Origin of the sequence: Pseudomonas sp. CM25 (assembly GCF_013179705.1) — a bacterium.
Lineage (GTDB): Bacteria > Pseudomonadota > Gammaproteobacteria > Pseudomonadales > Pseudomonadaceae > Aquipseudomonas.
In genome coordinates this window covers 1-12,978 of sequence record NZ_JABMCW010000151.1, presented here as the reverse complement: position 1 = coordinate 12,978, position 12,978 = coordinate 1, and the positions used below count along the sequence as shown (strand labels likewise).

The 12,978-nt window shown below is 64.2% G+C and carries 6 protein-coding genes and 1 pseudogene; 3 read left to right on the top strand and 4 right to left on the bottom strand.

Annotated features, from left to right (window positions below):
• From HP546_RS16590 to glnE, 4 genes and pseudogenes are all read right to left on the bottom strand, one after another.
• Positions 1-665, bottom strand: a pseudogene (locus HP546_RS16590) (glycosyltransferase family 4 protein); the annotation flags it as partial.
• Entirely contained in the window at positions 665-1,723 is a 1,059-nt protein-coding gene (waaC, locus tag HP546_RS16585; RefSeq protein WP_172227493.1) for a lipopolysaccharide heptosyltransferase I, read from the bottom strand. The pseudogene HP546_RS16590 and the gene waaC, both read right to left, overlap by 1 nt.
• Entirely contained in the window at positions 1,724-2,773 is a 1,050-nt protein-coding gene (gene waaF / locus HP546_RS16580) for a lipopolysaccharide heptosyltransferase II (RefSeq protein WP_172227491.1), read from the bottom strand. It lies immediately after the preceding gene.
• Positions 2,774-2,914: 141 nt separating this feature from the next.
• Entirely contained in the window at positions 2,915-5,848 is a 2,934-nt protein-coding gene (glnE, locus tag HP546_RS16575) for a bifunctional [glutamate--ammonia ligase]-adenylyl-L-tyrosine phosphorylase/[glutamate--ammonia-ligase] adenylyltransferase (RefSeq protein WP_172227489.1), read from the bottom strand.
• A 383-nt stretch (positions 5,849-6,231) separates the two neighbouring features.
• Here glnE and aceE point away from each other — a divergent pair, with 383 nt between their 5' ends.
• The 3 genes from aceE to HP546_RS16560 form a co-directional block, all read left to right on the top strand.
• A complete protein-coding gene (gene aceE, locus HP546_RS16570) occupies positions 6,232-8,877 on the top strand; it encodes a pyruvate dehydrogenase (acetyl-transferring), homodimeric type (protein WP_172227487.1) in 2,646 nt (881 codons plus the stop codon).
• 13 nt (positions 8,878-8,890) lie between these two features.
• Positions 8,891-10,528 carry a dihydrolipoyllysine-residue acetyltransferase gene (aceF, locus tag HP546_RS16565; protein WP_172227485.1) on the top strand — a complete coding sequence of 546 codons (1,638 nt, stop codon included), beginning with the start codon at positions 8,891-8,893 and terminating at the stop codon, positions 10,526-10,528.
• Between the two features lie 314 nt (positions 10,529-10,842).
• On the top strand, positions 10,843-12,978 hold a 2,136-nt coding region (locus tag HP546_RS16560), incomplete at its 3' end, for a bifunctional diguanylate cyclase/phosphodiesterase (protein WP_172227483.1).

Sequence of the window (12,978 nt, the reverse complement as noted above, 5' to 3'; positions counted from 1 at the left end):
GGCAGTGCCGCCAGGGCCTTGAGGCTGCGGTCCACACCCTTGGTCTTGAAGCCCGAGCCAATCTGCACCAGCAGCAGGTCGTCGTCATCCAGGTTGAATTCCTTGCGGAACCCGGCGCGGATCTCGGCGGCATTGGCCGGTGCGCGGCGGTCCTGGGAAATGCCTGGCGGCAGCAGGTGGAAGCGCTCCACCGGGGTGCCGTAGTGCTTGATGAACAGCGGCTGCTGCACTTCGGAAATCATCAGCACTTCGGTATGCGCGTCCTTGGCGAACACGGCACGCTCATACTCGGCAAAGTGCCGGTAACGGCCCCAGCGACGGTACAGGCCACCACGCAAGGTTTGCGCCTTGTCCTCGAAGCAGCCGTCGGCGGCGTAGTACACGTCCAGCCCGGGCATCTTGTTGAAACCGATCAGCCGGTCGACCGGGCGCTTGGCCAGGTCGGCGGCCATCCAGGCGCTGAGCTTCTCGTTGCGGCGGTGGTTGAAAATCGCCTTCACCGGCGCCACCAGCACTTCGAAGCCCGGCGGAATGTCGCCCTCCCAGATCAACGTGTAGACACGGATCTGGTGGCCCCGCTTCTGGCATTCCAGGGCAATGCGCATGAAATCACGCTGCAGCCCGCCGAAGGGGAAATATTTGTAAAGCACGAAAGCCAGTTGCATCAACGGACATCCTCAGCCAGCAGCAACGCGCTCAAGCGGCTCGCCACATGCTCGGGATTCAGGCGAGTGAAGCACAGTGGCCACTCGCGATTCAGATCGAACCGGCGCAGGTCATCGGCGCTCGGTTTGTAGGTGCACTTCTTCTGCAGGCAGGGAGCGCAAGGCCAGTCACTGGCCTGGTGAATCTGGGTCCGTCCGTAGGCGCCAGTCAGGCCCGGGTTGGTCGGGCCGAACAGCGAAATGGTGGGTACATCGAGTGCCGCCGCCAGGTGGCCAAGGCCGGTATCGACCGCCACGCAGGCCTTTGCCGCCGCCAGTACGCGAGCAACCCCGACAAGGTTCAATTTGGGGAGTACCTGGCAGTTGTTCAAGCCCTGGGCGATGCGCTCGGCGCGGGCCTTTTCGGCCGGGTTGCCCCAGGGCAGGCGCACTTCCAGCTTGCGCCGGCCCATGCGCTCGGCCAGTTCGCGCCAGTAGGCTTCGGGCCAGTGCTTGGTCACCCAGGTGGTGCCATGCAGGAACACCACGTACGGGGCGGCCGGCGGCAGTTGCAGGCGCTGCAGGTCGAGGCCGTAGTCGCCGAGGCCTTCCGGCAGGTCGTAGGCCAGGGCCATCGCGAACAGCTGGCGCACCCGCTCCACGGCGTGCTGCCCCGTGGCAACCGACAGGCGCCGGTCATAGAAGCGGCTGGCCCAGCCTTCGCGGGCCGAGTAGCGGTCCAGCCCGGCTACCGGGGCTTTCACCAGGCGGGTCAGCCAGGCCGACTTGACCAGGCCCTGGGCATCGATCACCAGGTCATATTTGCGCTCGCGCACACGCTGCTTGAACGCCTTCCACTCGCCACTCTTGATGGTTTGCCAGAGGTTTTTGCGCCAACGGCGTATCGCCACCGGGATCACCTGGTCGACCGCGGGGTGCCAGCTGGGGATTTCGGCAAAGCCTTCTTCCACCACCCAATCGAAACGGATGCCCGGGATGGCGTGGGCGGCATCGGTAAGGGCCGGCAGGGTGTGGATCACATCACCCAGCGACGAGGTCTTGATGATCAGTACCCGCACTTAGTCGACCTCGGCCACGGTATCGATCAAATCCGGGCCGCTCAGGCTGTGCAGGGCGGCAATGACTTTGCCCGGCTCAAGCAGGCGCAGGCAGTTGTAGTGGCCGAAGCGGCAGGTACGGTCGAAGCACGGGCTGCACTCGATACCGGTGCGCACCACCTCCACCTGCTCGGCCAGCGGCGGTGTGAAACCTGGCGAAGTCGAGCCGTACACCGCCACCAGCGGGCGGTTCAGCGCAGCCGCCACGTGCATCAGGCCGGAGTCGTTGGACACCACGGCATGCGCGCAGGACATCAGGTCGATGGCCTCGGCCAGCGAGGTTTCGCCGGCCAGGTTGGATGATTCTTCACGGAAACCCGGGATCAGCCGGTCGCGGATCTGCTCACCCACCGGGTGGTCGTTCTTCGAACCGAACAGCCACACCTGCCAGCCCTGGCGGATCATTGCATCGGCTACAGCGGCATAGTGCTCGGCCGGCCAGCGCTTGGCCTCGCCGAATTCGGCACCTGGGCACAGCGCCAGCACGGGGCGGTCCAGCTCCAGGCCAAACTTGGCCAGGGCGGCCTCACGGCTCTGCGCTTCGATCTGCAGGCTGGGGCGCGGGTACGGCTGCGGCAACTCGGCGCCGGGCGCATAGGCCAGGGCCATGAAGCGCTCGATCATCAGCGGGTAGCGGGCCTTGTCCAGCTTGCGCACGTCATTGAGCAGGCCGAAGCGCATTTCGCCGCGCCAGCCGGTGCGTTTGGGGATGCCGGCAAAGAACGGCACCAGCGCCGACTTCAGCGAGTTGGGCAGCAAGATGGCCTGGTCGTAATGGCCGGCCAGTGACTTGCCGATGCGCCGCCGCGTGGCCAGCTCCAGCGCGCCGTGGCCGAGCGGGAAGCTCAAGGCCTGGCGCACCTCGGGCATGCGTTCGAGGATCGGCCGGCTCCACTCGGGGGCCAGCACATCGATCACGCAGTCGGGGTGCTGCTGTTTCAGGCACTGGAACAGGGTCTGCGCCATCACCATGTCGCCGACCCAGCTGGGGCCAATGATCAGTATTCTCATGCTTAGTCCAGAAACGCTCGGGGAGGCTACAGGCTGCGGTACAGCCTGGCCTCCCCTCTTTATATTCAGGCTATGTGGCGGACAGTGTAACACCGGTGGTGGACCATGAGCCTTTGGGGCTGCTTTGCCGCCCCGACAGTCTCAAGTCAGGCCCAACTCACCCCAGATGCGCCGCACCTCACGGCGTTCGTCGGCAAACTGCGCCGCGTCGATCACCCCGGCCTGCTTCTGCAAGGCCTGGCGGTGCGAGGCCGAGCGGAACGCCTTGTACACCTCACGCAACAGCACCGCGTCACTGGCCGGCATCAAACCTGCCTGCTCCAGCTCTTCCAGAATGCGGATGTTATCGGTCCATCGGAGTATGGCCGGGTGGTCGTGGGACCAGGCCAAAGCGGCGTATTGCACCATAAATTCGATATCGACGATACCGCCGGCATCCTGCTTGATATCGAAGGGTACACCGGCTTCGAAAGCATTGGCCGCAGTACCGGCAGCCGTGGCCTTGGTGCCGAGGTTACCGCGCATCTTGGCGCGCATTTCGCTCACTTCGGTGCGCAGTTTTTCCAGGTCACGGGCCTGGCCCAGCACCTTGGCACGCACACCTTCGAACGCCGTGCCGACCTGCTTGCAACCCACCAGCACACGGGCTCGCACCAGGGCCTGATGTTCCCAGGTCCAGGCTTCGTTCTGCTGGTAGCGCTCGAACGCGCCCAGCGAGCTCACCAGCAGGCCCGAGGCACCCGAGGGGCGCAGACGCATGTCGACGTCATACAGCTGCCCCGAGTTGGTCTGGGTGGTCAGCAGGTGGATGATGCGTTGGCCCAGGCGGGTGAAGAACTGGGCGCTGTCGATGGGCTTGGTACCGTCGGTTTCCGCCTGCGGGTCGCCGTCGTGGATGAACACCAGGTCCAGGTCCGAGCCGTGCCCAAGCTCCAGGCCACCCACCTTTCCGTAACCGATGATGATGAAGCCCGGGTCGCACAAGCTGCCGTCACTGCGCTTGGGCTGGCCATGCCGGGCCACGGTCTGGCGCCAGGCCAGGGCCAGCACCTGGTCGAGGATGGCTTCGGCCAGCCAGGTCAGGTAGTCGCTGACTTTCATCAAGGGCAGGTTGCCGCTGATTTCCGAGGCGGCCACCCGCAGGCTGTGGGCCAGCTTGAAGTGACGCAGCGCCTCCATCTGCTGTTCCAGGTCGTCCTCGGGGATTCGCGTCAGCCGTTCACGCAGCTCGCTGGCCAGCTCCGGCGCCAGCGGCGGGCTGAACAGGCGGCCTTCATTGAGCAGTTCATCGAGCAGCAGCGGGTAGCGGGCCATCTGCTCGGCGATCCAGGGGCTGGCGGCGCACAGGGTCAGCAGGCGGCGCAGGGCTCCAGGGTTTTCGGTCAGCAGTACCAGGTAGGCCGAACGCCGCGCCACCGCCTCCACCAGCGGCAACACCCGTTCAAGCACCAGGTCGGGGTTGTCATGCTCGACGGCCTGGGCCAGCAAACGCGGGATAAAGGCGTCCAGGCGTTCACGGCCGATACGCTGGATCGAGCGCAATTGCGGGCTGGAGCGTAATGCGGCCAGGCGCCGCAGCGCTTCGACGGGCTCCTTGAAACCGGCCTCCTGCAGCTGCCGCCCTGCGGCCTCTTCATCCTGTGCCTGCTCCCACAGCGGCGACCATTCGCCGCCCACTACCAGCTCGCCCTCGCCGTCTTCATCATCCGGGTCGGCGATCACCTGGCGGAAGTGCCAGTCGATGCGGCCACGCCAGTACATCAACTGGTCGTGGAAACCCTGCCAGTCGGCAAAGCCGAGGATGTAGGCAACCCGCGCCTGGTCGAGCTCGCTGTCGGGCAGCATCTGCGTCTGGCGGTCGGCGATGGCCTGGATGGCGTGTTCGGTGTAGCGCAGGAATTCATAGCCTTCGCGCAGCTCGGCGACCACGGCTGGGGGCAGGTAACCCTGGCCTTCCAGGGTGGCCAGCACCTTGAGCAACGGCCGCTGCTGCAGGCTGAGGTCGCGCCCGCCGTGGATCAGCTGGAAGGCCTGGGCAATGAACTCCACCTCGCGAATGCCACCGGCACCCAGCTTGATGTTGTCGGCCATGCCCTTGCGCCGCACTTCCTGCTGGATCAGCTGCTTCATGGTGCGCAGCGCTTCGATCGCAGAAAAGTCCAGGTAGCGGCGGTACACGAACGGGCGCAGCATCTCCTGCAGCTGCGCACCTGCCGCCTGGTCGCCGGCCACCACTCGTGCCTTGATCATCGCGTAGCGTTCCCAGTCGCGACCCTGGTCCTGGTAGTACTGCTCCAGCGCATTGAAGCTGAGCACCAGCGCGCCCGCAGAGCCGTAAGGACGCAGGCGCATGTCGACGCGGAACACGAAGCCGTCGACGGTAATCGGGTCCAGCGCCTTGATCAGGCGCTGGCCCAGGCGGGTGAAGAACTCCTGGTTGTCCAGCGAGCGCTTGACCCCTTCGGTTTCGCCGCCCTCAGGGAAGCCGAAGATCAGGTCGATGTCCGACGACAGGTTCAGCTCCACCGCGCCCAGCTTGCCCATGCCCAGCACCACCATGTGCTGTGGCTGGCCGCTGCGGTTGCCGATGGGCGTGCCGAACTGCTGGCAATGGCGCGGGTACAGCCACTGGTAGGCTTCGTCGATGGCGGCATCGGCCAGGTCGGACAGATCGCGGCAGGTTTCGCCCAGCTCGGCCTGGCGGGTGATGTCGCGCCAGATGATGCGCAGCTGCTGGCGGTTGCGCTCGCGGCGCAGATTGCGCGCCAGCTCGTCCTCGCTCTGCGCCGCGCGGGCGGTCGCGGCAATATGGCCGCGCAGTTCACCCGCTGCGTAACGCCGCTCCAGCTCGCCGCTGGCCAACAACGCGCAGAGCATGGCGGGCTCGCGCTGGACCAGGCCGAGGACGAAGTCGCTGGCGGCGGCAACCTGATCGAACTGTTGCCGATGGGCCGGGCTCCAACTGCTCAGGTCGAGTTCGGGGTGGCCAGCCACGGCATCGCCGAGGAACTGCTGGTTGCGAGTGACCAGCGGCTGCAGGCTGGTGGGCAGGTCTGGCGGCAAAGGTAGGCGCATGGTCTATCCTTGATCGGCGTGAAATAGAAGGGAAAAAGCGGCCAAGGGAAAGCCGGACCACGGTTGGACTGTCGTACAAAAGTTGGAAATAGCTGAAAAAAACGAAAATCTGGCAACAAACATCAAGAACCACCCGTTCGCGACACAATGCCAACCAACATGAACGTTTTTCCTCACAAGCCAAGGTGCGACCAAACGTCGCACAAATGTAGTTTTACTACTACTCATGTCGTGTAAAAGCATGAAATGCGGAAGCAAATGTAGTAAAACTACACGGCGCCGGATGACACCCCGGTAATCCAAGAATTCACGACGTCTGCCCATAAGGCCAGTCGCAATCTCAGGCAATCGATTCTGGTTGCCTTTCCGCCCTGGAGCAAGCCATGCAAGACCTCGATCCAATCGAAACCCAGGAATGGCTGGATGCCCTGGAGTCGGTCCTCGACAAAGAAGGCGAAGACCGCGCTCATTACCTGATGACCCGTATGGGCGAGCTGGCCACCCGCAGTGGCTCCCAGCTGCCGTATGCGATCACCACGCCATACCGCAACACCATCCCTGTCACCCACGAAGCACGCATGCCTGGCGACCTGTTCATGGAACGCCGCATTCGCTCGATGGTGCGTTGGAACGCCCTGGCCATGGTCATGCGCACCAACCTGAAAGACTCGGACCTGGGCGGACACATCTCCAGCTTCGCCTCCAGCGCCACCCTGTACGACATCGGCTTCAACTACTTCTTCCAGGCCCCGACCGATGAACACGGCGGCGACCTGGTGTTCTTCCAGGGCCACGCTTCGCCAGGCGTCTACGCCCGTGCCTTCATGGAAGGCCGCATCAACGAAGAGCAGATGAACAACTTCCGTCAGGAAGTGGACGGCAAAGGCCTGTCTTCGTACCCACACCCATGGCTGATGCCTGACTTCTGGCAGTTCCCGACCGTATCGATGGGTCTGGGCCCGATCCAGGCCATCTACCAGGCGCGCTTCATGAAGTACCTGGAAGCCCGTGGCTTCATCCCGGCCGGCAAGCAGAAGGTCTGGTGCTTCATGGGCGACGGCGAGTGCGACGAGCCGGAATCCCTGGGCGCAATCGCCCTGGCCGGCCGCGAGAAGCTGGACAACCTGATCTTCGTCATCAACTGCAACCTGCAGCGCCTCGACGGCCCGGTTCGCGGCAACGGCAAGATCATCCAGGAACTCGAAGGCGTGTTCCGTGGCGGTGGCTGGAACGTCAACAAAGTCGTCTGGGGCCGCTTCTGGGACCCACTGCTGGCCAAGGACACCAACGGTGCCCTGCAGCGCCGCATGGACGAAGTCATCGACGGCGAGTACCAGAACTACAAAGCCAAAGACGGCGCGTACGTTCGTGAAAACTTCTTCAACACCCCAGAGCTCAAGGCCATGGTCGAAGACCTGTCCGACGACGAGATCTGGAAGCTCAACCGTGGCGGCCACGACCCGTACAAGGTCTACGCGGCGTACCACCAGGCTGTGAACCATAAAGAGCAGCCGACCGTCATCCTGGCCAAGACCATCAAGGGTTACGGCACCGGTGCTGGCGAAGCCAAGAACACCGCGCACAACACCAAGAAGGTCGACGTCGACAGCCTGCGTCACTTCCGTGATCGCTTCGACATCCCGGTCAAGGATGCCGACCTGGAGAACCTGCCGTTCTTCAAGCCGGAAGAAGGTTCTGCCGAAGCCAAATACCTGGCCGAGCGCCGTGCAGCCCTGGGCGGCTTCGTGCCACAGCGCCGCGCCAAGAGCTTCAGCGTGCCGACCCCGCCACTGGAAACGCTGAAAGCGATCCTGGACGGCTCGGGCGACCGCGAAATCTCCACCACCATGGCCTTCGTGCGTATTCTGGCGCAGCTGGTCAAGGACAAGGACATCGGCCAGCGCATCGTCCCGATCATCCCGGACGAAGCCCGTACCTTCGGTATGGAAGGCATGTTCCGCCAGCTGGGCATCTACTCGTCGGTCGGCCAGCTCTACGAGCCAGTCGATAAAGACCAGGTGATGTTCTACCGCGAAGACAAGAAGGGCCAGATCCTCGAGGAAGGCATCAACGAAGCCGGCGCCATGTCGTCGTTCATCGCTGCCGGTACCTCGTACAGCTGCCACAACCAGCCGATGCTGCCGTTCTACATCTTCTACTCGATGTTCGGTTTCCAGCGTATCGGCGACCTGGCCTGGGCCGCTGGCGACAGCCGCACCCGTGGCTTCCTGATCGGCGGTACTGCCGGGCGCACCACCCTGAACGGTGAAGGCCTGCAGCACGAAGACGGTCACAGCCACATGATGGCGGGCACCATCCCGAACTGCCGCACCTACGATCCGACCTACGGCTACGAGCTGGCGGTGATCATCCAGGACGGCATGAAGAAGATGACCGAAGAGCAACAGGACATCTTCTACTACATCACCGTGATGAACGAATCCTACCAGCAGCCAGCCATGCCGGCCGGTGTCGAGGAAGGCATCATCAAGGGCATGTACCTGCTCGAGGAAGACACCCGCGAAGCCGCGCACCACGTTCAGCTGATGGGCTCCGGCACCATCCTGCGCGAAGTCCGCGAAGCGGCGAAGATCCTGCGTGAAGAGTTCAACGTCGGTGCCGACGTGTGGAGCGTCACCAGCTTCAACGAACTGCGTCGCGACGGCCTGGCCGTGGAACGCGCAAACCGCCTGAAGCCTGGCCAGAAGCCACAGGAGACTTACGTCGAGCAGTGCCTGAACGGTCGCAAAGGCCCGGTCATCGCTTCTACCGACTACATGAAGCTGTTCGCCGAACAGATTCGCCAGTGGGTACCGAGCAAAGAGTTCAAGGTCCTGGGTACCGACGGTTACGGCCGCAGCGACAGCCGCAAGAAGCTGCGTCACTTCTTCGAAGTCGACCGCCACTTCGTGGTGCTGGCTGCCCTGGAAGCCCTGGCTGACCGTGGCGAGATCGAACCCAAGGTTGTGGCTGACGCCATCGTCAAGTTCGGCATCGACCCGGACAAGCGCAACCCACTGGACTGCTGAGGAGTATTTTTAAGTGAGCGAACTCATTCGCGTACCTGACATCGGCAGCGGTGAAGGTGAAATCATCGAGCTGTTCGTCAAGGTCGGTGACCGTATCGAGGCTGACCAGAGCCTGCTGACCCTGGAGTCCGACAAGGCCTCCATGGAGATCCCGGCCCCCAAGGCCGGTGTCATCAAGGAACTGAAGGTCAAGCTGGGCGACCGCCTGAAAGAAGGCGACGAGCTGCTGGTACTGGAAGCCGAGGGCGCCGCTGCTGCGGCGCCTGAGGCGCCTGCCGCTGCCCCGGCCCAGGCTGCTGCAGCGCCTGCCGCTGAAGCCGCACCAGCGCCTGCTCCGGCAGCAGCCCCGGCTGCCGCCAGCGTGCAGGACATCCACGTGCCGGATATCGGTTCGTCGGGCAAGGCCAAGATCATCGAAGTACTGGTCAAGGCCGGCGACACCGTCGAAGCCGACCAGTCGCTGATTACCCTGGAGTCCGACAAGGCCTCCATGGAAATCCCTTCGCCTGCCGCTGGCGTGGTCAAGGAAGTGATCTGCAAGCTGGACGACGAAGTCGGCACTGGCGACCTGATCCTCAAGCTGGAAGTCGCGGGCGCTGCCCCGGCTGCCGCACCGGCGCCTGCCGCTGCTGCCCCGGCCAAGGCTGAGGCTGCACCTGCTGCCGCACCTGCCGCTGCCGCCCCGGCTGCTGCCGCTGCACCGGTTGCTACTGCACCGGCTGCCGGCAACAACGCCAAGGTTCACGCAGGCCCGGCGGTACGCCAACTGGCCCGTGAATTCGGTGTCGAGCTGGGCGCTGTTGCCGCCACCGGCCCGCACGGCCGCATCCTGAAAGAAGACGTGCAGGTCTACGTCAAAGCGATGATGCAGAAGGCCAAGGAAGCGCCGGCCGCCGCCGGTGCAACCGGTGGTGCTGGCATCCCGCCGATCCCTGCCGTGGACTTCAGCAAGTTCGGTGAAGTGGAAGAAGTGGCCCTGACCCGCCTGATGCAGGTCGGTGCTGCCAACCTGCACCGCAGCTGGCTGAACGTGCCACACGTCACCCAGTTCGACTCCGCCGACATCACCGAGCTGGAAGCCTTCCGCGTTGCGCAGAAGGCCGTGGCCGAGAAGGCTGGCGTCAAGCTGACCGTGCTGCCGCTGCTGCTGAAGGCTTGCGCGTTCCTGCTGAAGGAACTGCCGGACTTCAACAGCTCGCTGGCACCAAGCGGCAAGGCCATCATCCGCAAGAAGTACGTCAACGTCGGCTTCGCCGTGGACACCCCGGACGGCCTGCTGGTCCCTGTGATCAAGAACGTCGACCAGAAGAGCCTGCTGCAACTGGCTGCCGAAGCTGCTGCGCTGGCCGAAAAAGCCCGCACCAAGAAGCTGTCGGCTGACGAGATGCAAGGCGCTTGCTTCACCATTTCCAGCCTCGGCCACATTGGCGGCACCGGCTTCACGCCGATCGTCAACGCGCCGGAAGTGGCTATCCTGGGCGTCTCCAAGGCGACCATGCAGCCGGTCTGGGATGGCAAGGCCTTCCAGCCTAAGCTGATGCTGCCGCTGTCGTTGTCGTACGATCACCGTGTGATCAACGGCGCTGCCGCTGCGCGCTTCACCAAGCGCCTGGGCGACGTGCTGGGCGATATCCGCACCATGCTGCTGTAAAGCTGCACACTGCCCCTGCGTGCAGGGGCAGTACCCTTTTCGAGCTGCCACGCTCGTACCTCAACCCCGCCAACTGGCGGGGCTTTTTTTGTCCGCCGGTAGAGTTTCAGCGCCTGGGAAACCCAGCGCCGCGCGGGCGGCGCTCGATCTCCCAGACGCCAAAATTCTCAAGGCGAACTAACATTTCCGGCCAAACAGCCGATAACCCGTCCACAGCATCCCACATGGCCGCTTGCCAGCCCTCGGGACATGATGCAACCTTGCCAGAACCGCCGCCGCCCCAAGGCCGCGCCCCCTCTTCAAGCGAGTCTTCGATGAAAAGCCAACCCGATGCCGCCAGCCGTGTGGCGGCCGAGGTCGTCACGCAGCTACCCGTGCCCTCGCGGCTCGGCATGCTGCGTTTCGAAAGGCTCAACGAAGCCACCTGGGCCATGCTCTACCTGGACGCTGCCTGCGAGCGCCAGTTCGGCCTGCTGGCCGGCGACCTGTGCGCCTTGGTCGACGCGCCCTACGCCAGCCTGATGGAGCCCGAGGCACGCTACCGGCTGCACGACGAGATCCAGCTGCAACTGGCCAAGCGCAGCTATTACCGGGTGCGCTACACCCTGCACACCCCAACCGCGTCGCTGCGCCTGCTGGAAGCCGGTGAGGCCTACAAACAGCACAACCGCCAGCTGCTGCGTGGCTACCTGAGTGTGCTGGACGAACCGCTTGAAGACGCAGGCGAAAGCGAAGCCAGTGAGCTGGAATCGCGCAACAACCGCCTGCAACTGGGCCTGCAACTGAACCAACGCGCCCAGCAAGAGCAACTTGAACACCTGGAACGTGTACACGGCCAGCAAGACCTTATCCTGCGCCTGGCCCGCCAGCGCTACAGCGCCGAGAACTCGCTGCTGGAGGCCGCCCAGCTGATCACCCGCAGCGCCTGCGAGATCTACAAGGTCGACAGCGCCAGCATCTGGCACCTGGATGAGCAGCGCCTGGAGCCGATCACCGCCTGGTACCGCGACGCCCAGGAGCACCGTCAGCCCGAAGCCATCGATGCCAGCCGTTTCCCGGACTACCTCGATGCGCTGCACGCCAGCCGCGCGATCGACGCCCACAACGCCAACCACGACCCGCGCACCCGCGCCCTGGCAAAAAGCCTGCGACCGGAAAACAAAGCCATGCTCGACGCCAGCATCCGCGTCGATGGGCAGGTCGTGGGCGTGCTGTGCCTGGAACAGACCGGCCAGCCAAGGGCCTGGCAGTCGGATGAAATCGCCTTCGCCGGCGAGCTGGCCGACCAGTTCGCCCAGGTCATCACCAACCACAACCGGCGCACTGCGGCCAGCGCCCTGCATCTGTTCCAGCGCGCGGTCGAGCAAAGCGCCAGCGCCTTCCTGCTGGTGAACCGCGACGGCCGGGTGGAGTACGTCAACCCAAGCTTCACCGCCATCACCCAGTACAGCACCGATGAAGTGCAAGGCCGCCACCTGGGCGAGCTGCCGGCGCTGGAAAACCTCAGCGAACTGCTGTTCGACTCACCGTCGAGCCTGGCCATGGGCAACAGCTGGCAGGGCGAATTCAAAAGCCGGCGCAAGAACCTGGAGCCGTACTGGGGCCAGTTGTCGATTTCCAAGGTGTATGGCGACAACCGTGAGCTGACCCATTACATCGGCATCTACGAAGACGTCACCCAGACCAAGCTGGCCCAGCAACGCATCGAGCGCCTGGCCTACACCGACAACCTGACCAACCTGGGCAACCGCCCTGCGTTCATCCGCAGCCTGGACGAGCGCTTCGCCCACGATGGCGAAAAGTCGATGTGCCTGCTGCTGGTCGACATCGACAACTTCAAGCGCATCAACGACAGCCTCGGCCACCAGACCGGCGACAAGCTGCTGATCAGCCTGGCCCGGCGCCTGCGCAACAGCCTGCACGCCGGGGGCATCCTGGCGCGCTTTGCCAGCAACGAGTTCGCCGTGCTGCTCGATGACACCAGCCTGGAAGACGGCCAAGGCGTTGCCCTGCAGTTGCTGCGTACCCTCGACAAGCCGATGTTCGTCGATAACCAGCTGATCAACGTGACCGCCTCGGTCGGCCTGGCCTGCGCCCCGCTGCACGGCGTCAACCCGGCGAGCCTGATGAAAAACGCCGGCCTGGCGCTGCACAAGGCCAAGGCCAACGGCAAGCATCAGGTACAGGTGTTTACCGAAGTGCTGAACGCCGAAGCCAGCTACAAACTGTTCGTAGAGAACAACCTGCGCCGCGCCCTGACCCAGAACGAGCTGGAAGTGTTCTACCAGCCCAAGATCTGCCTGCGCAGCGGTCGGCTGCTGGGCCTGGAAGCGCTGTTGCGCTGGAACCACCCCGAGCGCGGCATGATCCGCCCGGACCAGTTCATCAGCGTGGCCGAGGAAACCGGCCTGATCATCCCCATCGGCAAATGGGTGGTGCGCCAGGCGTGC